This is a genomic window from Saccharibacter sp. 17.LH.SD (assembly GCF_009834805.1).
Taxonomy (GTDB): domain Bacteria; phylum Pseudomonadota; class Alphaproteobacteria; order Acetobacterales; family Acetobacteraceae; genus Saccharibacter.
Window position 1 is genome coordinate 322,677 of record NZ_WVHO01000009.1, and the last position, 23,329, is coordinate 346,005.

Annotated in this window: 19 protein-coding genes and 1 tRNA gene; 13 read left to right on the forward strand and 7 right to left on the reverse strand. The window is 48.3% G+C overall.

Annotation, left to right across the window (positions count from 1 at the left end; translation table 11 throughout):
• Nucleotides 1–159 precede the first annotated feature (159 nt).
• From tkt to GS501_RS02915, 7 genes are all read left to right on the forward strand, one after another.
• On the forward strand, nucleotides 160–2,220 hold the full coding sequence (tkt, locus tag GS501_RS02885) for a transketolase (RefSeq protein WP_160830673.1): 2,061 nt from the start codon (nucleotides 160–162) through the stop codon (nucleotides 2,218–2,220).
• 25 nt (nucleotides 2,221–2,245) lie between these two features.
• Nucleotides 2,246–5,095 (forward strand): bifunctional transaldolase/phosoglucose isomerase, encoded by a 2,850-nt coding sequence (locus GS501_RS02890; protein ID WP_160830352.1) that lies wholly within the window; start codon nucleotides 2,246–2,248, stop codon nucleotides 5,093–5,095.
• Between the two features lies 1 nt (nucleotide 5,096).
• Complete coding sequence (gene gnd / locus GS501_RS02895; protein ID WP_160830353.1) at nucleotides 5,097–6,095, forward strand: phosphogluconate dehydrogenase (NAD(+)-dependent, decarboxylating); 999 nt, start codon at nucleotides 5,097–5,099, stop codon at nucleotides 6,093–6,095.
• A gap of 73 nt (nucleotides 6,096–6,168) precedes the next feature.
• Complete coding sequence (locus tag GS501_RS02900) at nucleotides 6,169–7,014, forward strand: Cof-type HAD-IIB family hydrolase (protein ID WP_160830354.1); 846 nt, start codon at nucleotides 6,169–6,171, stop codon at nucleotides 7,012–7,014.
• A 28-nt stretch (nucleotides 7,015–7,042) separates the two neighbouring features.
• On the forward strand, nucleotides 7,043–7,783 hold the full coding sequence (pgl, locus tag GS501_RS02905) for a 6-phosphogluconolactonase (RefSeq protein ID WP_160830355.1): 741 nt from the start codon (nucleotides 7,043–7,045) through the stop codon (nucleotides 7,781–7,783).
• Nucleotides 7,780–8,466, forward strand: coding sequence for a ribose-5-phosphate isomerase RpiA (rpiA, locus tag GS501_RS02910; RefSeq protein WP_160830356.1), 687 nt, complete (start codon nucleotides 7,780–7,782; stop codon nucleotides 8,464–8,466). Before pgl ends, rpiA begins: the two co-directional genes overlap by 4 nt.
• A complete protein-coding gene (locus GS501_RS02915) occupies nucleotides 8,454–9,023 on the forward strand; it encodes a gluconokinase (RefSeq protein ID WP_160830357.1) in 570 nt (189 codons plus the stop codon). Before rpiA ends, GS501_RS02915 begins: the two co-directional genes overlap by 13 nt.
• An 81-nt stretch (nucleotides 9,024–9,104) precedes the next feature.
• On the opposite strand, the gene GS501_RS02920 is transcribed toward GS501_RS02915, so the two are convergent.
• Entirely contained in the window at nucleotides 9,105–10,583 is a 1,479-nt protein-coding gene (locus GS501_RS02920) for an ATP-binding protein (RefSeq protein ID WP_160830358.1), read from the reverse strand.
• A 6-nt stretch (nucleotides 10,584–10,589) separates the two neighbouring features.
• Nucleotides 10,590–11,816, reverse strand: coding sequence for a TIGR03862 family flavoprotein (locus GS501_RS02925; RefSeq protein WP_202405274.1), 1,227 nt, complete (start codon nucleotides 11,814–11,816; stop codon nucleotides 10,590–10,592).
• Between the two features lie 79 nt (nucleotides 11,817–11,895).
• Between GS501_RS02925 and panC the strand changes: the two genes are divergently transcribed.
• The 3 genes from panC to GS501_RS02940 all read left to right on the forward strand — a co-directional run bounded on the left by panC (nucleotide 11,896) and on the right by GS501_RS02940 (nucleotide 15,631).
• Nucleotides 11,896–12,738, forward strand: a complete 843-nt coding sequence (gene panC / locus GS501_RS02930; protein ID WP_160830359.1) for a pantoate--beta-alanine ligase — start codon at nucleotides 11,896–11,898, stop codon at nucleotides 12,736–12,738.
• Between the two features lie 192 nt (nucleotides 12,739–12,930).
• Nucleotides 12,931–14,046, forward strand: coding sequence for a glycerol dehydrogenase (locus GS501_RS02935; protein ID WP_160830360.1), 1,116 nt, complete (start codon nucleotides 12,931–12,933; stop codon nucleotides 14,044–14,046).
• Between the two features lie 547 nt (nucleotides 14,047–14,593).
• A complete protein-coding gene (locus GS501_RS02940; protein ID WP_160830361.1) occupies nucleotides 14,594–15,631 on the forward strand; it encodes a DUF475 domain-containing protein in 1,038 nt (345 codons plus the stop codon).
• 221 nt (nucleotides 15,632–15,852) lie between these two features.
• On the opposite strand, the gene GS501_RS02945 is transcribed toward GS501_RS02940, so the two are convergent.
• Nucleotides 15,853–15,929, reverse strand: a tRNA-Arg gene (locus tag GS501_RS02945).
• A 92-nt stretch (nucleotides 15,930–16,021) separates the two neighbouring features.
• Nucleotides 16,022–17,062 carry an alpha/beta hydrolase gene (locus GS501_RS02950; protein ID WP_160830362.1) on the reverse strand — a complete coding sequence of 347 codons (1,041 nt, stop codon included), beginning with the start codon at nucleotides 17,060–17,062 and terminating at the stop codon, nucleotides 16,022–16,024.
• Between the two features lie 42 nt (nucleotides 17,063–17,104).
• Between GS501_RS02950 and polA the strand changes: the two genes are divergently transcribed.
• Genes polA through GS501_RS02965 form a run of 3 tightly spaced genes read left to right on the forward strand, consistent with a single transcriptional unit; the run spans nucleotide 17,105 to nucleotide 21,159 of the window.
• Nucleotides 17,105–19,855, forward strand: coding sequence for a DNA polymerase I (gene polA / locus GS501_RS02955; protein ID WP_160830363.1), 2,751 nt, complete (start codon nucleotides 17,105–17,107; stop codon nucleotides 19,853–19,855).
• A gap of 18 nt (nucleotides 19,856–19,873) precedes the next feature.
• Entirely contained in the window at nucleotides 19,874–20,485 is a 612-nt protein-coding gene (locus GS501_RS02960) for an SCO family protein (protein ID WP_160830364.1), read from the forward strand.
• A gap of 11 nt (nucleotides 20,486–20,496) precedes the next feature.
• A complete protein-coding gene (locus tag GS501_RS02965; protein ID WP_160830365.1) occupies nucleotides 20,497–21,159 on the forward strand; it encodes an HAD family hydrolase in 663 nt (220 codons plus the stop codon).
• A gap of 106 nt (nucleotides 21,160–21,265) precedes the next feature.
• On the opposite strand, the gene GS501_RS02970 is transcribed toward GS501_RS02965, so the two are convergent.
• The 3 genes from GS501_RS02970 to purD all read right to left on the reverse strand — a co-directional run bounded on the left by GS501_RS02970 (nucleotide 21,266) and on the right by purD (nucleotide 23,282).
• Nucleotides 21,266–21,514, reverse strand: a complete 249-nt coding sequence (locus GS501_RS02970) for a hypothetical protein (protein ID WP_160830366.1) — start codon at nucleotides 21,512–21,514, stop codon at nucleotides 21,266–21,268.
• 21 nt (nucleotides 21,515–21,535) lie between these two features.
• Nucleotides 21,536–21,841 carry a glycosyltransferase gene (locus GS501_RS10110; RefSeq protein ID WP_370517935.1) on the reverse strand — a complete coding sequence of 102 codons (306 nt, stop codon included), beginning with the start codon at nucleotides 21,839–21,841 and terminating at the stop codon, nucleotides 21,536–21,538.
• Between the two features lie 208 nt (nucleotides 21,842–22,049).
• Nucleotides 22,050–23,282 (reverse strand): phosphoribosylamine--glycine ligase, encoded by a 1,233-nt coding sequence (purD, locus tag GS501_RS02980; protein WP_160830368.1) that lies wholly within the window; start codon nucleotides 23,280–23,282, stop codon nucleotides 22,050–22,052.
• Nucleotides 23,283–23,329: the final 47 nt, after the last annotated feature.

Below are 23,329 nucleotides of genomic sequence, written 5' to 3' on the forward strand. Positions count from 1 at the left end.
AAACATCCTAAAATTAGTCATGTTTTCTACACACAAGGCATTGCGTCTGAGGAAGGATCGCGCCACTTGTGGAGGCGTTATCCCAAAGGGTGGGAAGATAATGAGGGGTTACTTCTCGGCATTTGGGAATTTGAGCAACTAAAGGACCTTTTAAAAGTGATCAATACGCTGTCAAAACTCAGCATTGATACCATCCGCACTTTGTCGATGGATGGTGTTGAGCGTGCAAAATCCGGACATCCAGGTACTGCTATGGCTTTAGCACCAGCGATGTACGCTTTTTGGCAGTATGAAATGTCTTATTATCCGGCGAACCCCCTTTGGCCGGCCCGTGATCGATTCGTCTTGTCGGGTGGTCATGCCGCTATCTTATTATATTCCATATTATATCTTGCAGATGTGTACGATGTTGAGAACGGCCAGGTGCTGGATCGACCAGCTTTAACACTGGAAGATCTTAGATCATTCCGCCGCCTTGATTCTCGTACACCGGGTCATCCTGAATACGGGCTGACGGCTGGTGTAGAGGTGACGACAGGCCCGTTAGGACAAGGCTGTGCGAATGCTGTCGGGATGGCGATGGCTCAACGCTGGCTTTCGGCAACTTATGATCGTCCGAGCTTTTCACTTTTCGATTATCATATCACAGCTTTTTGCGGTGATGGAGATATTATGGAAGGAGTGACGGCCGAGGCTGCCGCGATGGCAGGTCACCTTAAGCTCGGAAATCTAACATGGCTCTACGATTATAATTATATCTCAATCGAAGGGGCTACAAACCTCGCGCATACTGAGGATGTTGGTAAACGTTTTGAAGCTTATGGCTGGCACGTTGTTGAGGTTAAGGACGGGAATGATGTAGATGCCATTCGCCGTGCTTTACAGGCAGGGAAGGCGGAAAAAGAGCGCCCGACCTTGATTATTCTCACGACTGTTATTGGCTATGGTGCTCCGCGTAAGGCAGGAACAGCTTCCGCCCATGGTGAGCCTCTGGGGGCAGAAGAAATTTTAGGTGCTAAAAAAGCCTATGGTTGGCCAGAGGATGCAGAGCCTTTTACCGTTCCTAGGGGCGTAAAAGAGCATTTTGCGGAGGGAGCTGGCAAACGGGGAGAGAAAGCCCATAAACAGTGGCAAGATATGTTTCAGCGGTATCACGCACAATATCCTAAGGAAGCGCAGGAGCTTGATACGTTATTTGCTCATGAGTTGCCCAAGGGGTGGGATCGTGATCTGCCTGTCTACCCTGCTGATCCAGTCGGTATTGCGTCTCGTCAGAGTTCTGGTGACGTATTAAATGTTGTTGCCAAGAATGTGCCGTGGATGATCGGTGGCGCGGCGGATCTATCACCGTCGACGAAAACAACGATCAAAGGTGAGGCCTCTTTTCAAGCATCGCCAAGCCCAGTTCCATATAAAGGACGTAATATCCATTTTGGCGTGCGTGAACACGCGATGGGGGCCATTTGCAACGGAATGGCGCTAAGTGGGTTGCGTGCTTTCTGTGCAGGGTTTCTCATCTTTTCTGATTATATGAAGGCGCCTATTCGTTTGGCGGCTCTGATGCATTTGCCTGTGATTTATGTGTTCACACATGATTCTATTGGCGTGGGAGAGGATGGGCCAACACATCAGCCAGTTGAGCAATTTGCTCAATTGAGGGCTACGCCCGGTATGACCCTGATTCGTCCGTCTGATGCGAATGAGGTGTCAGAGAGTTGGCGTGCGGCGATGAATCACGCGCGGCGTGGTCCTGTGGCTTTAGCATTAAGCCGCCAAAGTTTACCGACGATTGATCGAACGATCTATGCACCAGCCTCGGGTCTGATGCGTGGGGCTTATATACTGGCAAGCAGCGAGGAGACACCCGATGTTATCCTTATCGCGTCGGGTTCTGAAGTGTCTCTTGCGGTAGGAGCCTATGAGCGTCTGACAAAGGAAGGGGTGAAAGCGCGGGTCGTATCAATGCCGAGTATGGACCTGTTCGAAGAGCAAAATAAGGTATACCGTGATTCAGTACTTCCCCCGTCCGTTACGGCACGTGTGGGAGTCGAAATGGCTTCAGGCTTTGGTTGGGACCGGTATCTTGGCCTTGCAGGTGTCATGATTGCGTTTCATTGTTTCGGGGCATCAGCTCCGGCCAGTGCGTTGATGGAAAGATTTGGATTTACGGTAGAAGCGGTCTACCAGGCCGCCAAAAAACAGCTGGATAGTCAAAATTAGAGCCCGTAGATGGGGAGTAAAGTCCATGACTAATGAAGACGCAAAAAATCCTTTAAAACAGCTTGCTGCACAAGGTGAGGCTGTATGGTTAGATTTCGTTCGTCGTGATTTCATATTGGATGGGTCACTGGCGCGACTTGTTGAGAGTGATGGGTTGCACGGTGTAACCTCTAATCCGTTGATTCTCGAGAAGTCTATTGGTCGAGGTGCTGAATACGGCGTTGAGATAAAGAATATTTTAGCAAAAGAAAGTTTGTCCGCTGGAGAGTTATACGAGCGGTTGGCCATTACAGATATTCAAAATGCTTGCGATGTTTTGGCGCCTGTTCACAAGGCAACGTCGAAACGTGATGGTCACGTTAGTTTAGAAGTGTCACCGTACGTGGCTTATGACTCTAAAGCGACACTAGAAGAGGCACGGCGTCTTTGGAAAGCTGTTGATCGTGAGAATCTCATGATCAAAATTCCATCGACAAAAGAAGGCATTGAAGCCATTCGGCATGTGATTGCTGATGGGATAAATGTTAATGTAACCGTCATTTTCTCCCAACAAGGATATAAGGATGTCCTTGAGGCGTATCTTTCTGGTTTAGAAGACCGCGTAAAGCAGGGCAAAAGCGTTGAGGGAGTTGCGAGTGTTGCCTCTCTTTTTGTCAGCCGGACAGACTCAAAAATTGATGCAGAGATCGATCGTCGTGTCGCAGCAGGGGATGCCCAGTCTGATAAATTGAAGGCGCTACGCGGCAAAGTGGCGATTGCAAATGCTAAGCTCGTTTATCAGCACTATCTTGATGTCACGAAAAGCGACCGTTGGAAGGCCTTAGAGGCGAAGGGTGCGCAGTCTCAGCGTGTGCTTTGGGCAAGTGTAAGTGTTAAGGATAAAACCTTCCACGATGTGTTGTATGTAGAGGAGCTGATCGGGAAAGATACGGTCATTACGCTTCCTCTTGCGACGATGGATGCGTTTCGGGATCATGGAAAGACCCGCCCAAGTGTGACGGAAAATGTTGCTGGTGCCCGTCAGATTGTTTCAGAGGCTAAGGCGCTTGGTCTGGATCTTGATGGGGTCACAGCATCCTTGGTCGATGAAAGTTGTGCGTCATTTTGCCGTGCGTTTGATGCCTTATTAGGGTCTGTTGCGGCACAGCGTGACGCTGCTCTTGGGGAGCGTTTGCTGACAGTATCAACAGCGGTAACCGAGGATCTAGAGAGTGCTATTGTCGCTGCTGGAAACGATTGGAGTCGCACGGGAAAGGTTCGTCGTTTATGGCAGCGCGATGCGTCTGTTTGGACCAATGGCTCTGAAAGCAAGTGGTTAGGATGGCTGACGGCTGTCAAGGACGGCTTGGATAATATAGAAGCCTATGAGCGTTTAGCGCATGACGTTAAGACGCATGGTTATAAGCATATTCTGTTGCTTGGAATGGGGGGCTCAAGCCTTGGCCCAGAGGTCTTAGAAAAGACATTTGGGCAAGTGCCAGGGGGGCCAGTCCTGCATGTGTTGGATAGTACGGATCCGCAACAAATTGCGACTTTTGAAAAAGCGGTTGATCTGAAGAACACGCTTTTCATTGTGTCGAGCAAGTCGGGCAGCACGTTAGAGCCGAATATCCTGTTTGCGTATTTTTGGGATCGTGCCGAGAAGGCGCTGGGAGCTGATCCTGGGAAGCACTTTGTTGCAGTAACGGATCCTGGCTCTTCAATGGAAAAGACAGCGCAGGAGCATGGCTTTAGCTATATTTTCCACGGGAACCCTGAGATCGGCGGACGTTACTCTGTCTTGTCAGCATTTGGTCTGACGCCCGCTTCTGCTGCTGGTTATAATGTGCGTGCTTTCTTAGAAAGTGTGCAACTTATGGTTGGGGCATGTGATGCCCTAGTTCCTCCTGCGGTTAATCCTGGCGTGCGGTTGGGCTTAGCACTTGGTGTTGCAGCGACGTCCTTTGGGCGTGACAAAGTGACTTTTGTTGCTTCTCCAAAAATCGTTTCATTGGGTGCTTGGCTTGAACAACTTTTGGCAGAAAGCACAGGCAAAAAAGGCAAGGGACTAATCCCATTTGAGGGTGAAACGTTGGGTGAGCCTGGCGTTTATGGGAAAGATCGTGTATTTGTAGAGTTGCGTCTTGGGAATGAAGTGGTTGATCCGCGGCTCAAGGCGTTGCGTGAGGCAGGTCATCCAGTGTTGGGACTTAACCTCCAAACAGTGGAACAGATCGGTCAAGCGTTCTTTGTTTTTGAGTTCGCGACGGCTGTTGCTGGATCGATTTTAGGAATCGATCCGTTTGATCAGCCTGATGTAGAATTCAGTAAAGTAGAGACGCGTAAATTGACCGCTGCTTATGCTGAAACGGGTCATTTGCCGAAGGAAGTGCCTTTTGCTTCTGATGGGTCTTTGACCTTTTATGCGGATGATAAGAACGTCGCAGTTCTTGGTAAGGGGGACGCCGCTTCTGTTCTTGGGGCACATTTTAAGCGCGTTAAAGCAGGCGATTACATTGGCCTTCTTGCTTATATTGAGCGCAACGCTGCCCATACTGCGTGGGAGCAAAAGGTGCGTCTCGCATTGAGGGACCATTTGCATGTGGCGGTAGCTGCTCAATTTGGGCCGCGTTTTCTGCATTCAACTGGGCAAGCCTACAAAGGGGGGCCAAATAGCGGTGTCTTTTTGCAAATAACAGCAGAAGATGCGGCAGATTTGTCTATTCCAGGGCATGCTTATACGTTTAGTGTTGTGAAGGCGGCTCAGGCGCGTGGAGATTTTGACGTATTATCATCGCGCGGTCGTCGTGCGCTGAGGGTGCATATTACAGGTCCTCTGAACGAAGGTTTAGATCGTCTCGCTCGAGTATTGTCTGATGTTGTGAAAGGAACTTAGGATGCGGATAGGAATTATTGGACTTGGGCGTATGGGCGGTAACATTGCTGTTCGCCTTACGCGGCATGGCCATAATGTCGTAGCATTCGACAGGACACCAGCTGTAATAGAAAAGATTGTGCAGCGCTGTGAATCCGGTCATGCTGAGGGCGCTCCAACATTTGAAGACATGGTGCACTTGCTAGAAGGTGAAGAACGGCGTGTGATTTGGTGCATGCTTCCTGCTGGTGAGGTGACAGAAAATTGTATCAAGAGGCTTACCCCTTTATTACGCAAAGGTGATATCATCATTGATGGTGGGAATACCTACTACAAAGATGATGTTCGCCGTGCTCATGAGCTTGCTGAAAAAGGCATTGATTATATTGATGTCGGGACCTCCGGTGGTGTGTGGGGGCTCGAGCGTGGCTACTGTATGATGTACGGTGGCAAGCGTGAAGCAGCAGACTATATTGACCCAATTTTGAGCGCGTTAGCGCCTGGGATTGGTGATGTACCGCGCACACCAGATCGCGATGATGGTCGTCATGATCCGCGTGCGGAGCAAGGTTACCTTTATTGTGGCCCTGCTGGGTCTGGTCACTTTGTGAAGATGATTCACAATGGGATTGAATACGGCATGATGCAGGCTTTTGCCGAAGGCTTTGATGTTCTTAAGTCTAAGAACTCTCCTGCGATGCCCGAAGATCAACGTTTTGATCTTAACCTTGCTGATGTCGCTGAAGTTTGGCGTCGTGGGAGTGTGGTCTCCTCATGGTTGTTAGATTTAACGGCTGAGGCTTTGACACGGTCACATGATCTATCTGAGTTCAGTGGTGAAGTGCAGGATTCCGGTGAGGGACGTTGGACAATCGAAGCGGCAATTGAAGAGAATGTGCCGGCTCCGGTTATGACAGCAGCGCTTTACACGCGTTTCCGTTCACGGACGGGAAATAATTTTGCAGAAAAAGCGCTTTCTGCGATGCGTTATGGCTTTGGTGGCCATGTAGAACGTAAATAATCGCAAGAGAAAAGAAACAAGCGGGGGCGTGCCGGGTCGCCACGCTCCCGGTTCTCCCCTTAGGGGAGGGATAATGGTAAGCGATCCTAATCAATATAAGCCTATCAAGCTCGTTTTATCGGATATGGATGGAACGATCCTCGCTCCGGATAAAACGTTGTCTCCGGCTACGATTAGAGCTGTTGAGCGTCTGCATCAGGCAAAGATTCCAGTATCGTTGGTGAGTGCACGGCCACCAAGAGCAATGCTGCCTTATGTTCGGCAGCTTAATCTTATGGCGCCTTGTGCAGGTTTCAATGGAGGGTTGATCTTCACTCCAGATGGACGCACGGAACGAAACGTTATTTTCTCTTCTGATATAGTGGAGCGGATCCTTCACAAATTAGAGGCACTTTCTGTTGACGTTTGGCTGCAAAATGAAAAGAACTGGTATGTTCGAGATGGACAGGCTGATTTGGTGCAGCGTGAACAGAAGATGCTTGGCTTTACGCCTCAAGAAACTAAAAACTTTCAACATCTCGCGCATGAAGTAAATCGTATCATTGTGACATGTCCAGACAAGGCGCTTATTGCGCATTTGGAAAGTCATTTTGGGCAGGTTTTTCGAACTGAAGCCAGTATATTACGTTCGACACCAATCAAACTGAATATCACGCCGATCAAAGCTACTAAAGGGCAGGCTTTAAAGGATATTGCGACTCTTTGTGAAGCTATTCCTGAAAATGTGGCGTGTCTGGGAGATGCTCCTAATGATCTACCAATGTTGCGTGAAGCGGGTCTGGCTATTGCTATGGGGCAATCGTCAGAAATTGTAAAAGAAGCTGCAACCTGCGTGACTGGCAGCAATGAAAAGGATGGCTGGGCAGAAGCGGTAGAAAAGTTCATTATACCGCGCTGTGGTACTATTGATGCCACATGATTGATTGTAGTGATTCGGGAGCAGAAAGATGACAACCGATATGCGTCATGCCCAATTTGAAACTTTGCCAGACGGTGATGCTGTTGCTGCTCGTATGGCAGAGCTCTTTATCGATGCTATTCAGAAGCGTCCAGGGGAACGTATTCGCATTGCGCTGTCGGGCGGATCTACTCCTAAAAAATTGTTTTCTATTTTGGCGAAGCCTGAAATAGCGAAGAAAGTGGATTGGAAACGGGTCGAGATTTTTTATGGCGATGAGCGCCATGTGCCCGTCGGAAATGCCGACAATAATCATACAACAGCGACCACATTATTACTCTCCAAGGTGCCTGTTCCTGATTCCCAAATTCATGCGATGCCGACGAGTGGAGAGGTGCAAGAAGATGCTGCGCAATATCAGCGCATTATGGAGGCGTCTTATGGGAATAAAACCCTTGAAAAAGGCCGTCCTTTCTTTGATCTCGTGATGCTAGGGTTGGGGACAGATGGGCATACGGCATCTCTGTTCCCGGGGGAGCCAGTATTAGATGAAAAGAGTGCGTGGGTTTCAGTCTCCAGTCCGAAGACGGCACCTCATGCGCGTTTGACGTTGACCTATCCGGCGATCGCGTCCAGCCGGGAGATTGTTTTTCTCGTGACGGGTGAAAATAAGGTTCCAATGTTGAGACGTCTGCGTGAAGGAGATAGCAGCATTCCGTCTGGACGTATTGTTTCTGAGGGGAAAATTCTGGTACTGGCAGACCGTGCCGCTACCGGAGAGCCTTCATGAATGTTGAAGAGTGTAAAAAAGTTGTTGCCCAGCATGCCGCAGCTCTTGTCGAGCCCGGTATGGTGGTTGGACTTGGGACAGGAAGTACAGCAGCTTTTATGATTGAAGCCCTTGGCAAACGTGTTGCTAAAGGCCTTGACATAGTGGGGATTCCGACGTCTGAGACGACGGAAGCTTTGGCGAGGGCTGTAGGAATACCGATTACAACTTTTGCCTCTCATCCGGTGCTGGATATGTCCATTGATGGCGCTGATGAGGTCGAGCGAGGCTCTTTGCATGTCATGAAAGGGCTTGGCGGAGCGCTCTTGCGTGAAAAAATCGTTGCGCAAGCGTCACGTCGTTTCGTTGTGATGATTGATGCGACTAAGCCGGTTGATAAATTGGGTGAGCGGGCACCGGTTCCTGTTGAGGTCACTCCGTTTGGTCGTGAATGCACGGCTGCAAGTTTAGAAAAATTGGGCGCACAGATTATTCAGCCGCGGCGTACGCTGGCGGGAGAGCTGTTCGTCACAGATAATGGAAACATGATCCTCGACTGCGTTTTCGGCCCGATTCAGAACGTGCCGGCTTTAGCGACACGCATTGACGGGACGGTTGGTGTAGTGGAACATGGGTTGTTTCCTAATATGGCAACTGATGTGCTGGTTGCAACAGAAAGGGAGGTTGAACGATGGACGCTATGACCAAGAACTCCACGGCATCTCAAAAAGAGTCCGATATTCCTCCCCATTACATCGTCGTGATGGGTGTTTCGGGGACAGGGAAGACAACAGTGGCGCAGGCGTTATCTGAGCGTCTTAACTGGCCTTTCCAAGAAGGTGATGCACTGCATCCCAAAGCCAACGTTGAAAAGATGCGTGCAGGGCATCCATTAACGGATACAGATCGTGCCCCTTGGCTAAAGCTGTGTCGTGACTGGCTGGCCAAAGAAGTAAAAGACGGTCACGGTGCCATCCTAACATGTTCTGCTCTCAAGCGCAGCTATCGTGAGATTTTGGACCACGGAATTCCCGTTCAATTTGTTTATCTTAAGGTAGATCCAAAAGTTATTGCTGATCGACTGAGTTCACGTGTTGGGCATTATATGCCGCCTTCTTTATTGCCAAGTCAGTTGGCGACGCTAGAAGAGCCAACCGACGATGAGCCAGTGATTCGTGTTCCAGGTGATGCTCCTCCAGAAGTTTTGGTCGAGCGTGTCATTGAGCGTTTGCGTGTTGTTCCGCCACCGACAGAATACTAAATTTGTTTCTCGCGTATGTAGAAGCGTGTGATGCATTATAAGGGCGATGAAGCTAGACACGGCTTCACCGCCCTTGTCGGTTTATAGAGCTGTTTGCCATCCAGGGCCGATGATGGCTACACGGCGTTGACGGCCATGAGTTTGCAACACAATAGCTTCGCATTCTTCTAGATAAGTCAGTTGGCGGCGTGCTCGCCCAAGAGAGTGTGTGCCATAAGCGCGGGCTAAGGCCGTATCGTCAGGGCATGGCAGGCCATCCAATGCCGCTCGGGCAAGTAAAAAGAAAACACTTTGGAGATCTTCAGGCAGTCGGGCAGCGCGCTCTTGAATATCTTGCCATTCTGGGCTTTCAGCGCGTTCACGACCAATACCGCATCGTATTGTGTCTAAAAGCCGACGAAACTCCGTCATATCAAGGAGATTTCGGGAGAATCCTTTGAGGCGCGCTCGCAACTGAAAATCTTGATAAAGCGTTGAGATCGGTTGGTAATCAGCATCCTTCTCTTGAAGAATGTCCGTAACCAGTTGCCACATTTGTTCAGCGTCAGGAATGGATGATTGTTGGGCGTCTTGTGGCAACGTCATGTTTTCTTCAGAAGCACGTTGTGTCCCATAATTCTCCAATTGTGTGAGTAGATCCGGCTTTGGAGGCGATGTATTACGGCGAGGGCGAGCAGGTGCCGGTTCTGCTGAAGGTTGGAGAATAATATCGCGTAGTTCTTCAACCGGAATATCAGGTTGCTCAAGGGGAACTAGGACGGGGCTTCCTGTACGGCTGGCTGTTTTAACAGAGCCGATGGTGATTAATTGTGGGCGGCGGCAAAGAGCGGGCCCTAATGCCATAAATTGACCGCGAGAGAGATCGCGAAAAGACTCGGCAGCACGGCGTTCCATACCAAGAAGGTCAGCGGCGCGTGTCATATCGATGTCGAGAAAAGTTCGTCCCATAAGAAAATTTGATGCTTCAGCGGCAACATTTTTTGCGAGTTTGGCTAGGCGCTGTGTTGCGATGATCCCGGCAAGACCACGTTTACGACCACGACTCATCAGATTGGTCATTGCATTGAGTGAATGGCGGCGTGCTTCATCGGATGTGTCGCCACCAGCAACGGGGGCGAAAAGCTGTGCTTCATCCACGACAACAAGGACCGGGTACCAATAACGACGGTCGGCTTCAAACATTCCTGTGAGGAAGGCACCGACAGCCCGGAGCTGTGCATCAGGTTCAGAATGTTCGAGATTAAGCACAACAGAAGCGCGATGTTGCCGAACGCGTTCTCCCGCAGCGCGTAAGCTCACCTCATTTTGAGTGTCGGTATCAATGACTAAATGACCATATTCCTCGGCCAGGGTGACAAAATCCCCTTCTGGATCAATGATGATTTGCTGGACGAGTGAGGCCGTTTGTTCCAAGAGGCGCCGAAGAAGATGAGACTTTCCTGAACCTGAATTCCCCTGAACCAATAAGCGTGTGGCGAGGAGTTCTGGCAGATCAATACAGGCTTCCTGGCCCGTTCGGAGCTGGCCAAGAATAATTGGTTCGGGGGTTTTTGATGTCATAGGTGTTTATATAGAGGTCCGTGTTTCAGTAAGCCAGTGATGAACACCATCTGCACACGCTGTAGCTGTTGAAAAGCATCCTTGGAGGAGATAGCCGCCAGTTGGTGCTTCCCAATCAAGCATCTCTCCGCAGGCGAAGGTTCCTGGAAAGCGGCGTATCATGAAATCCGAGGTCAGGGCATCAAGACGAAGGCCTCCAGACGTTGAGATGGCTCGATCAAGCTCGGCGGGCTGACACAGTGTTAGAGGAAGGGCCGTTATCGCGTGGGCGAGTGCTTCAGGAGAGTGGGCATCCGGCACGATTAACTGTAATAATGCACGAGAAAAGGGTGAAAGTCCTAAGGCTTTTCGGAGGCGGTTCCCACGGCTTTCTCGCGGGCGTTGTGCCTCCAGGCGCTTTTTTATCGCAGCCATTGTCATTGTAGGGCGTAAGTTAAGCGATAGCGTAATGGGAGCGGAGGCGCGTAAATCCTCCCTTAAGAAAGAAGACAGCGCGTAGAGTGGAGCGCCCTCTAAACCCCGACGGGTGAGAATGAGATCTCCTCGTTTTTTGTGAGGACCATATTGCAAGGTAACGCCTTGCAGAATGCAGCCTTCGTTACGTGTTTGAAAATCATCTGGCCAATCTGGGATAAAACCACAATTGGAAGGACCAAATGCTGTACAGAGTTCTGGTAGGAGTGAAGACCAATGGCCGTCACTGCCAAGTCGTGACCAGCTTGCACCTCCAAGAGCGAGAATACGCGCAGGGCTCTTGATAGAGCGTAAACCGTTTGGGGTATCAAATTGAGCGCCATCATCGTTGAGTGCCACAAGGCGGTGATGTGGGGAAAAAGAAACGCCTAATGTCTGCAATCGATCAAGCCATGCACGTAGAAGAGGAGAGGCTTTGAAGCTTTTCAGAAAGATGCGTCCAGAGCTTCCTGTAAAGCAGGGTTGCCCAAGTTCTTCTGCCCATTGGCGCAGCGCGTTAGGCGGGAAAGCACGTAGTGCAGGTTCTAATAGAGAACGAGCAGCCCCATAACGCGATAAAAAATGTTCAAATGATTCACTATGGGTCAGGTTGAGGCCACTCCGGCCCGCCATAAGGAGCTTACGCCCCGGTCGTGCCATATGATCAAAAATCTGAACAGCGTAGCCGCGTTGTGCGAGGCGTTCAGCAGCGAAAAGCCCTGCTGGACCAGCGCCGATGACCATCAGCGGGATGGAGGAAGGAATAGGAATCTCGTGCATGGGAGATCATTGCCATGGTGGTGCTGTTTTGTCAGTGCGAAAACGCATATGGGTATAATTTTTCAAAAGGGGGAATGGCGTGGAAGTTTGTCAGGAAATTCAAGATGTGCGTCGTGTTCGGCAGTCATTAGGTTCCGTCGGTTTTGTCCCGACAATGGGCTTTTTACATGAGGGACATCTCTCATTGATAAAGCATGCACAGGCGAATCATGATGCTGTTGTGGTAAGCCTTTTTGTCAATCCGATGCAATTTGGGTCTCAGGATGACTTGGATCATTATCCACGCGCTTTAGAAAAAGATTTGGCTCTTTTGAGAGCCAATAATGTGGATATAGTTTTCGTTCCAGAAGTGGCGACATTGTATCCAGCGGACTTCACGACAAAAGTCACTCTCGAAGGTGTCGCCACAAAAATGGAAGGAGAGTCCCGTCCTGGGCATTTTACGGGTGTTGCGACTGTATTGACGAAATTATTTAATATTGTTCAGCCGCAAAACGCTTATTTTGGCCAGAAAGACGCTCAGCAATGTGCCGTTATTCGTCGTCTGGTGCGAGATTTGGATATTCCTGTCAATATTGTTGTCGTCCCAACGTTACGAGAAAAAGACGGATTGGCTTTCTCTAGTCGTAATGCGCGGTTAACGCCGTCACAGCGTGGACAAGCTCCTGCTCTCTATAAAGCTCTGCGACATGCTCAAATACTTTTTTCTAAAGGTGAGAGATCAGGATCTGTCTTAGAGCACGAGATTTACTCAGAATTGCAGCGTTCTGGCATTGCGCATGAACAGATTGATTATGCTGTCGTCGTGGATCCTGATCAGTTTGAACAATATGAGACAGTTCCTAATAATGCATTAGCTCTTTTAGCTGTACGACTAGGAAATGTGAGGTTAATTGATAATATGTTTCTTTCTGAACGATGAAGTAATCACCTTTAAAATCAACAAGTATTTAGCAACTAATAAATAGGAGCTAGCAACTCCTATTTATTACCTATGCAGTTAATTACAATCAGGCATGATCGAAACTTCTTTCATCAACCTAGTAAATTTCTTTTTAGCGGCGTAGGCTTCTTAGCGAATTGGGCGTTTGATATAACATTTTAGGAGGCTCCCATGGCCGCAAAAACACCACGTACCGTTTCTTCTCCTAAGAAATTTGTGATTGGCGCAGGGCTACTGGCACAGTTGCATGACTCTGTAAAAGATTTTGGCAATAATGCATTCATTATTAGTGATGAATTTATTGTTGATCGTGTGAATAAGGAATGTCTCCCCGCTTTGGAAGGGGCCGGCTTAAAGGGAAAAGCTGAGAAATTTAATTACGAGTGCACGGACGAAGAAATTAAGCGTCTGGGGACACTGGCAGGAGAACAAAAGGCAAATGTGATTGTTGGTGTCGGTGGTGGTAAGACACTCGATACAGCAAAAGCCGTAGCGCATTATTACAAAATGCCCGTTATTTTGTATCCTACAATCGCATCCAGTGACGCGCCATGTACCGCTCTTGCGGTGGTTTATAATACAGATGGCTCGTTCAATCGATATCTCTTTTTACCGCAGAATCCAGATGCTGTTATTGCAGATACGACGATTTTGACAGGGGCTCCGGCACGTTTCTTCGCAGCGGGTGTGGGTGATGCTTTAGCAACATATTTTGAAGCTCGTGCTTGCTTCCGGTCGGATGGGATTAACCTTGTCAATAAAAAGCCATCGCGTACGGGGCTAGGTATTGCTCATTTGTGCTACGAATTGCTGAAGGAAAATGTGATTGAGGCCATGGATGGTGTGCGCAATAAGGTGGCCACACGTGCTGTGGATGAAGTCATTGAAGCAACGATTTATCTAAGTGGTGTTGGTGCAGAAACAGGTGGCTTAGCGGCAGCGCATGCTATTCATAATGGTATGACGGTTATTGAGGAGCTGCACCGTGCACAACATGGTGAGAAGGTTGTGTTTGGTTTGCTGACACAGCTCGTGTTGGAAAAAGCATCAAGAAGTGAAATTGATGAGGTTATTCGTATTATCGAAGCCGCATCTTTGCCGATGACCCTCAAAGAACTTGGAGTAAAGGAATTTGTTGAGGCTGATTGGCGCAAGGTCGCTGAGTTAGCGTGCGATAAGGATGACACTATGGGGAATATGCCTTTCGAGGTGACGCCTGATGATGTTTACAATGCTCTTATTGCCGCAAATGCCATGGCTGAGCGTTACCGCAAGGCTGCGAGCTGAAATGATTAGTCTTGCTAAATAATGTGGCAGGGTAATATCGGTCCTGGGAAAGCTTTCAAAGGAACAGTTTTCTCAGGGCCTTTTTAGTTGGTATGGGTTTTCACAAAAAAATTAAGTGACTAGAAGAGGTTTCCTAATACAGACATGCTGTGCACGGTGTCATGGAAAGTACAGCCTCCAGAAACGCCAAATAGAAGTAGAAAGAAAAATTTTCCCATTAATGAAATCCTTTCTCGAGATGAGGTCCCTATGAAAGGGGGGCTATCGAGCAGATAGATAATAGTAGAATCATTGAAGCGTTCTCCTACAGAATTGAAAACATTTTATTAAGAAAATTTTTTTTCACTAGCTGGATGAGGAGTTTTTTTTATAAAAAAAACTCAATTTATTAAACACGGTTTATACGAGCTTGAGATAAATATTAAAAAAGAGGATTATTCCAAACAAAGTGAATATTCCAAGAAAATATATTGTTTTTAATGATTTTTTCTTTGCATGGCGCTAAAGGGTTGGGTCCACGCGCTTTTTATGCAGATGCAGGGATCAGATGAAGTATTTTTATCCTTCTATTGTTGTTGGTATTGTGGCGCTCATTATTGGGGGTGTTTTTGGTTATATTTCACAGCCAAGTCTTTCGGGTGTCTTACTCGGCTGTGAAGCTGTCGTCATTTTAGCGTTAATGGAAACCGCAGAGTCGATGGATAATGCCATTGTTGATGCGCGTATCCTCGCGAAAATGAGTAAAAAATGGCAAGGACGATATTTAACCTTTGGAATGCCAATTGCCGTATTTGGGATGCGTTTTTTATTTCCAATTGTTATTGTGTCGGCCATTGCGTCTGTGAATCCATGGAAGGCTCTTGTTCTTGCTTTCCAAAATCCGCAACATTATGCGGAAATAATGACCAGTGCAAAGAATAACATTTCTGCATTCGGTGGTGCATTTTTATTAATGATTTCTCTTTCTTATTTTGTTGATGAGGACAAGAAAGAACATTGGATTTCATTTGTCGAAACAAAAATTTCAAAATTAGGGGGAATAAAGGGATTCGTTCCAGGTTTGACATTGCTGGTTTTATTGTCTGTCTCTGGATTGTTAGAGACTATATCTGAGCGTTACGATGTTCTCTTATGGGGCGGGATAGGCATTGTTAGCTACATACTTATTAAAGAAACATTAGGTTGGGTTATTGGAGATAATGCTGGGACACAGACGGTTGTTCGAGGTGGGTTTTTAACATTCTGTTATTTAGAATTTATTGATGGTTCATTTAGTTTTGATTCAGTTATTTCGGCTTTTGCGATTACGAGTGATCCAGTCATCATTGCTGCAGGGCTTGGCGTTGGGGCAATGGTCGTCCGGTGTATGACTTTAGCCATGTTGCATTCTAATACGTTGACTGAATTTGCGTATGTTGAGCATGGAGCTTTTTATACAATCTTCATTTTAGCATTGCTTATGTTGGTATCCATTTTTCATGAAGTGCCAGAATGGCTAACGGGTTGTATTGGTATTGTGCTGATTGGTGGTAGTTTCATCGCGTCGGTGTGGGAGAATAAGAAGAAAGCATCTTCGCGTATTTGAGCTCATCAAACGTTATGATTAAAAAATGTCCCACATAGATAGAGTATTATTTGTGTGGGATATGAATAATCGTTCGTTACGGCTATGAGTGCAAGTGGTTTGCCACCTCTCCTTTATTCTTATGATTAAGACGAGAAACGGGGCGCACAACTACCCAAGCGCCGCGACGAGAAACGCGACGGCTGAGGCGATGATGTCTCTGATATTATACCGATTATTCCTGGTGGACCCGGCGCGATTCGAACGCGCGACCTCTGCCTTCGGAGGGCAGCGCTCTATCCAGCTGAGCTACGGGTCCCCTTTGAGGTCCTTCTAAACGTTTGTGGCTCTTTTGGCCACCCCTAGAAGGGTAAAAATCTTACTCCTGATAAGAGGGACATTGAGGATTATTTATTGGGCTGTTTCGGCCCACTCAATCGCGCGGATATCTCCTCCTGAAGGAAGAAATTTAGTTGGTGTGAGGATCCAGCTTATAATGTCTGGTGGCACTTCGTCCTGATTACGGCTTAAAAGGTGGTATCCTCCAGCGATGACATCGCGGCGGACATGTGGAGGCAGTTTTTTAAATAATAGTTCTGTTTTTGAGACAGGCACGAACTGATCATTTGTCCCGGTCATGACCAACATGGGTGTTTTGACATTATGGATTTGTGTCGAGGCGCGCTGCATAACGGTAACGAGGGCATCAAGGGCTTCTACGGTGCTGTTATGTCGGGTCAAAGGATCAAAATAGAGCCGGCGTAGGGCCTTTATATTGTGGGTCGCAATGCGGGGCCGCCCCGGAACAGCGCGTCCATCAAGCGTCATATGCGGAGAGAAGAAACTCCATGTGCTCAGGATAGCGCGCCATGGCTGGCCAATATCCATGACAGCGGGCGCCAAAAGAATTGTACCCTGAATGAAGGGAATAGTGTCAGTGGGGGCCGGTTGAGGCTGTGAAGCGACGAGAAGAGCGATAGCACCTCCCATGCTCTCGCCCATGAGATAAATAGGGGTATGCGGCCATTTGTGATGAGCCCAATCAAGCTCTTCTAGAACATCATGAACTTGTTGTGTTGGTGAGGCGGGTTGGGGAGGGGCTTGCCCAAACCCACGTAAGTCTGGTGCGACAATGAGCATATGTTGGCTTGTGATTGTGGGTGCGAGGGTCTCCCAGGCATCTCGGCTATCACCAAATCCATGAAGAGCAAGAATAACAGCATGCGGTATGGGGGAATCTGTCGATGAATAGAGACGGAGTGGAATACGGGCTCCATCTTTCATCGTTAGACAATAATCGGGTGAGATAAGGGCGGCTTCTTGCGGGGTATGTGGAAGGTTTTTGGGGGGAGAAAGCGTATGACACCCGGTGAGGGATAAAAATCCAAAGAGGGAGAGTGGGAATAAGATTGAGGAAAGGCGTTTTAAAACCGTAGGGAATGCGCGTATCATGGAGGCTTCTTTTATGGTGATGGGCGAATTAGGGGAACATGTGTGACGTCAGATCATAATCACTTGGTTTTAATCGATGGGTCTGGTTTTATCTTCAGGGCGTTTTTCGCCATTCCCCCTATGAGTAGCCCAAATGGGACCCCCGTCAATGCGGTTTATGGGTTTACCAACATGCTGTCGCGCTTGTTGAAAGAGCATGAGGACCGTCCTATCGCGGTTATTTTTGATGCGGCGCGTAAAACTTTCCGCAATGATATTTATCCTGATTATAAAGCACATCGTCCACCACCACCGGAAGATTTGCGTCCACAGTTTGAGCTTGTCCGCAAAGCAACAGAAGCTTTTGGTGTCCCGGCATTGGAACTCCCCGGGTGGGAGGCGGATGATCTTCTTGCAACCTATGCGCGGCTTGCGGTGGAGCAAGGGGGACAATGCACTATTATCTCTTCCGACAAAGATTTAATGCAGCTTGTTCGCCCGGGTGTTGTCTTAAAAGACCCTATTAAACAGAAACCAATTGACGAAGCGGCTGTGGAAGCCAAGTTCGGGGTTCATCCATCCCTTGTGGTGGATGTTCAGGCATTGATGGGAGACCCAACGGATAATGTGCCAGGTGTCCCAGGAATAGGCCCTAAGGGAGCCGCGCAGCTCATCCGAGAATATGGAAGTTTGGACGCTGTATTAGAAGCGGCACCTTCTATGAAACCTTCCAAACGGCGGCAGAATTTAATAGAGCATGCGGAAGCAGCACGTATTTCGCGTCAGCTCGTTTTATTGGCGGATCAAGTGGATGTTCCTTGTCCAGTCGGTAATTTGCGTGTGCGTGAGACGGATGCGGAGACATTACGGCAGTGGTTAGAGAGTATGGGGTTCTCCTCTATTCTCCAAAGAATGGGCTTTAATCGGAAAGGGCGTCATCCAGCTGCAGAGCCTACTCCTGTAAAAGAGCATATCCCTTCTGTCGAAGAAGTAGCTTACGGCCCGTATGAAACCGTAACATCATGGGAGTCTCTAGAACGTTGGATTACCGAAGCTCGTGAGGCAGGCGTTGTTGCGGTTGATACAGAGACGACTGGGCTCAACGCGCGTCTGGCCGAGCTTGTCGGGCTCTCTTTGGCAACGAGAGCGGGGCATGCATGTTACGTACCGTTTCGACATGAAGGAACGTTAGAAGCGCCAACGGGTGAGCAGCTGGAAGTTGATGAGACGTTACGGCGTTTAGCACCGCTATTGCGTGATGATTCAGTGCTGAAGATCTTCCAAAATGCGAAATATGACCTCACAGTATTGCGCAAGGCGGGAATTACAGAGATCGCGCCTATTGATGATACGATGCTTCTTTCATACGCTCAGTCAGCGGGGGCACATGGGCAAGGGATGGATGAGCTATCACGGCGGCATCTCAACCATCAGCCGATTACGTATGAGGACGTGACCGGGAAAGGGCGCAACAAGATACCCTTTGCTCAGGTTCCTTTGCCAAGAGCAACGGAATACGCGGCAGAAGATGCCGATGTTACATTTCGCCTTTGGGAAATATTGCGACCCAGTTTACGGGCTCATAAAGCTGTCGCTCTTTATGAGGATATGGAGCGGCCTCTGATCAAAATTCTGTCTTCTATGGAAGAGGCTGGTATTCGCGTTGATTCGGATGAATTGCGTCGCTTATCGGATGATTTTAGTCAGCGCATGAAGGAGATGGAAGCAACAATCTATGAGCGCGCTGGGCGGGAATTTAATATTGCGTCGCCTAAGCAGTTGGGAGAAATTTTATTTGATGAAATGGGTCTCCCGGGGGGGAAGCGTACTAAAACTGGGGCATGGGGGACTGATTCGAGTGTGTTGGAAGGATTGGCGGTAGAAGGCCAGGAATTGCCAAGTATGATTTTAAATTGGCGTCAGCTCTCCAAACTAAAATCAACCTATGCAGATGCTTTGCTTAAGTTGATGGATCAAGAAACGAAGCGTGTTCATACGACATTTCAAATGACGGTCACGACAACAGGTCGTTTATCGTCAAACGATCCCAACCTCCAAAATATTCCCATCCGTACAGAGGAGGGGGGGCGTATTCGGCGCGCTTTTGTAGCGCCACCTGGGCATCAAATTCTCTCAGCGGATTATAGCCAGATTGAACTACGTCTTTTAGCGCATGTTGCTCATATCGAACCCTTATTAGAGGCTTTTCGCCTCGGGCAAGATATTCATGCACGAACGGCCTCTGAAGTGTTTGGCATTCCTATTGAGGGGATGGATTCTTTAACGCGACGCCGGGCAAAGGCCATTAATTTCGGTATTATTTACGGTATTTCGGCCTTCGGTTTGGCGCGTCAGCTGCAAGTTCCACAGTCAGAAGCTAAGCGTTATATTGATGCTTATTTTGATCGCTATCCAGGGATTTTAAGTTACATGGAGCGCGTAAAAGAAGAGGCGCGCGAACATGGTTATGTGCTGACTCCGTTCGGACGACGTTGCTATGTGCCAGGTATTAAAGAGCGTCAGGCGGCACGTCGTTCTTATGCCGAACGCCAAGCAATTAATGCCCCGCTTCAGGGTGGTGCAGCGGATATTATTAAGAAAGCCATGGTGCGTCTTTCTCGCACTCTCCCAGCAAGTGGCTTGCAGGCTCGGATGATCCTTCAAGTCCATGACGAATTGCTTTTTGAAGTCGCCGATTCTGATGTGTCTGCTTTATCTGAGCTTGTAAAGCGAGAGATGGAACAAGCCGCGTCTTTAGACATTGCTTTAGCGGTAGAAACAGGATGGGGATTGAGTTGGGCTGAAGCTCATTAAAAGAAGGGAATAGAAAAAGTGGGTGAGAAAAGTCGCCAGGTTCGTGTCTGGTCGCTGGTAATTGGTGTTTTGATTATTGTGGCTGGAAGCCTCGGCTATGGCGGGTTTTACCTCGCGTCGCATGCAGGGAGTGGATTGCTTGTCCAATCAGAAGGGAACCCTGTCGGCGGTAGTTTCCGCGTTGCTTCTATGGGGGGGTCGATCGTTACTGAAGGGGACTTTCGAGGCTCTTGGTTGATTGTATGGTTTGTTGACCCGCGCTGTCCGTCAGAACGTTGTTATCCTGCTTTAAGACGACTTGATGAGACGGTGATGGCGTTACGGACTGAAGGGCGCTCAGTCACGCCACTGGTGGTCTCACTCGAGACAGGAGAAATGGATTTAGATGACTGGCAGGCCTATGTGACGCACGCAGCCCCACATATTCTTCCCTTTTATGCGAGTTATAGTATGATCAAGGCAATGACAGCGTTGTATCATGCGCCTTTCAAACAGGAAGCAGGATATTATATTCCGGCGCCTAATTTCGTTGTGATGAATCCGCAGGGGCGTTACGCGGGGAGCCTGTCAACAGATCTGGGGCAAGCGGAGTTGCTTGAGCATTTTCACGCTTTTATGATGCCTCGATAGGAGATTTTTTGATGTCACGTTTTCCCGTTTTGCTGCTTGATTATGATGGGACGCTTGCCGAAACACGACCAGCCATTTTGACGGGGTTGATTTCGGCGTTCAAAGAGCAAGGCTTTCACGCGCCGTCGCGTGAAGAGTTAGAGTTTGAGCTAGAGCAAGGAAGAACGTTAGAAGATTTTTGCAAGGAGATGGCTCCTGAGATTTCACCTGAAAAGGTCCTCGCTTTTGCACGTTCCTATCGTCATTATTACACTATTGCAGATGAAAAAGAGACGGTGTTGTTTGACGGTGTAAAAGAGATATTAGAGGCGTTGACATCACAGGGGCACAAATTGGTGTTGTTAAGTAATAAATATGCCCCATCATTAGAGAGCAGTGTAAAGCGTTTTGACTTAGGAAAATGGTTTGTGACTTATATGGGGGCAGAGGAAGGGAAACCTCGTAAACCTCAAAAAGAGGTTTTAACGGAGCGGATACGTCCATTTTTTCCAGATACCCCGTTATCTGATTTCTTGATTGTTGGTGATACAACGGCGGATCTATTATTTGCGCAGAATGCCGGGATTTCTTCTTGTTGGGTGAGTTACGGTCATGGCTCAGCGGCCTCATGTGAAGCTTTGAGGCCGAATTACCATATTGATCGGCTGTCAGAGCTTCTAAAGATTGTGGTGTAAAGAAAAGTACCTTCCTTTACGATTCCACTTTTTGGTTAAGTCGCGAATACGTTGATCAACTTGGTCAGTACTGTGGTAAATTGCGAAAGCAAGATCTCTGTTTGGATCAAGCCAAGGCTTGGTCCGCCACCATAGTGCAGAGATGCGGGTTAATGCGCTTTTCTGGATAGATGGTCTTCCATGGCTCTGGTAGATCATGAGCAAGGTGCAGAGCCTTATTCTTTAAAGACTGCGTTGAGAATGTCTTGGTCTTGCATCCATAAGCCTTGAGGAAGCATGTCAAAGCATTTTTGGATTTGGTCTTCGGTGATACGTAGGATGTTAAAAATAATGACGCCGGTTTAGAAATAATCATCAGGGTTTTCTAGCCCCAGAGCTAGTTGTTGATAATGAAGCTCTTCGATATTACTAAAGTCCTTCCCATTGGGGCCTGACATTCTTCTGGAGAGCGGTATTCTTTGAAACGAACGGCGGCAGGACGGAGTAGGTCGCGGATAGCCCCAATAGCTTTACTGTTGTCCATTTTATCAAAGAGATGTGAAATATCGTGTCGGACCACGATATCAGAATCGAGATAAAGAACGTAATGGAGTTCTTTAGAGCGGTAAGGGGATACGGAGGCGGCAATATGTTTGCCGAGAAAACCGCCACCGTGTTGGGAGATTAAGCTTTTTAAAAGTATCGCTTACATCAATGAAAGAGATTCTCGAATGTTCTGCATCAAAAAGTTAGTGGCCCAACCGTTGAACGGATGTTTCTAGTCCTTCATGCAGAACAAAAAATGAGAATTTTTTATCTGGAGCCGTGTTAAGGACTGATTGAAGGACCGTGAAACCATAGCGTGGATTTCCCTATTGTGCGAATACTATACGACTATGCCTAATCTATAGTTAAACACCAATATCACTCCGTAACATTTTATCTTTCCATTGTATCGTAGCGGCAGCTTCATAGGCGCGTGATCGTGCTTTTTCGGCTGTTTTTGCTGTTGCACAGACAGTCAAAACACGGCCACCATTGGCGACGAGATGGTCATTTTCTATTTTGGTTCCCGCTTGGAATACTTGTACACCGGGGAGACTATCGGCACGATCGACACCTGTGATGATACCGCCTTTGAGAGGCGCGTTAGGGTATCCTTTCGCAGCCAGAACGAGTGCAATAGAAGGCTCTTCTGAGAAAATAATGTTCTCTTGTGAGAGATGGCCGGAGGCGAGATTTTTGAGAATAGGGAGCAAATCGCTCTTCAGGCGGATGAGCAGTGCTTGTGCTTCTGGATCTCCAAAGCGGACATTGTATTCGATAAGTTTAGGGCCTGCATCTGTTAGCATCAGGCCCGCAAAAATCACGCCTCGGAATGGCGTACCTCTGCGTTTCATCTCAGCTAACATCGGGCGGACAGTGATATCCAATGCTTTTTCTTGAGCGTCACGGTCAAAATCAGGAGGTGGGCATATGGCGCCCATACCGCCTGTGTTAGGGCCTGTATCACCATCGCCGACGCGTTTATGGTCTCGTGCGGCACCAATGAGAACGGCATTTTCATCGGCACAAAAAGCAAAAAGAGAGACCTCTTTGCCAATAAGACATTCTTCAATGACTAAAGGAAGTCCGAGATCATGTACGGCTTTCTCAGCCTCTCCGACTGTTTGAGCGACGACAACGCCTTTCCCTCCGGCTAAGCCATCAGCTTTAATAACGATAGGGGCGCCATGCTTACGGATATAGTCTAAGGCCAGTTCTTTATCAGTATCGAAACGTTGCCACACTGCTGTAGGGATCCCTGCTGCATTGGCAATCTCTTTCGTAAATGCTTTACTGCCTTCAAGATGAGAGGCTGCTTTAGTTGGGCCAGCACAAGCAATATTCGCTTGAGCACAAGCATCTGTTAGCCCTGCGACGAGAGAGGCTTCAGGGCCTGGGACGACAAGATCAATAGCGTTTTGCTGTGCAAAAGCAACGAGGCCATCAATGTCATCAGCATGGATGTTATGGCATTCTGCAATGGCTGCCATACCTGGGTTGCCCGGTGCTGCATAAAGCTTATCCAGCTGTGGAGACCGTGCTAGAGCGACAGCAAGAGCGTGTTCACGCCCTCCAGAGCCGACAAGAAGAACACGCATGCAAGATTCCTTTTCAGAGCTTATTTCAGGCTTCGCGTGGGGGTCTT

Coding starts and splice junctions, on each gene's coding strand:
- GS501_RS02920 (WP_160830358.1), bottom strand. CDS start 10,583: ATGACATCAAAAACCCCCGAACCAATTATTCTTGGCCAGCTCCGAACG.
- GS501_RS02890 (WP_160830352.1), top strand. CDS start 2,246: ATGACTAATGAAGACGCAAAAAATCCTTTAAAACAGCTTGCTGCACAA.
- GS501_RS02965 (WP_160830365.1), top strand. CDS start 20,497: ATGTCACGTTTTCCCGTTTTGCTGCTTGATTATGATGGGACGCTTGCC.
- gnd (WP_160830353.1), top strand. CDS start 5,097: ATGCGGATAGGAATTATTGGACTTGGGCGTATGGGCGGTAACATTGCT.
- GS501_RS02935 (WP_160830360.1), top strand. CDS start 12,931: ATGGCCGCAAAAACACCACGTACCGTTTCTTCTCCTAAGAAATTTGTG.
- pgl (WP_160830355.1), top strand. CDS start 7,043: ATGACAACCGATATGCGTCATGCCCAATTTGAAACTTTGCCAGACGGT.
- GS501_RS02900 (WP_160830354.1), top strand. CDS start 6,169: ATGGTAAGCGATCCTAATCAATATAAGCCTATCAAGCTCGTTTTATCG.
- rpiA (WP_160830356.1), top strand. CDS start 7,780: ATGAATGTTGAAGAGTGTAAAAAAGTTGTTGCCCAGCATGCCGCAGCT.
- GS501_RS02925 (WP_202405274.1), bottom strand. CDS start 11,816: ATGCACGAGATTCCTATTCCTTCCTCCATCCCGCTGATGGTCATCGGC.
- purD (WP_160830368.1), bottom strand. CDS start 23,282: ATGCGTGTTCTTCTTGTCGGCTCTGGAGGGCGTGAACACGCTCTTGCT.
- GS501_RS02915 (WP_160830357.1), top strand. CDS start 8,454: ATGGACGCTATGACCAAGAACTCCACGGCATCTCAAAAAGAGTCCGAT.
- GS501_RS02940 (WP_160830361.1), top strand. CDS start 14,594: ATGAAGTATTTTTATCCTTCTATTGTTGTTGGTATTGTGGCGCTCATT.
- GS501_RS02950 (WP_160830362.1), bottom strand. CDS start 17,062: ATGATACGCGCATTCCCTACGGTTTTAAAACGCCTTTCCTCAATCTTA.
- GS501_RS02970 (WP_160830366.1), bottom strand. CDS start 21,514: ATGATTATTTCTAAACCGGCGTCATTATTTTTAACATCCTACGTATCA.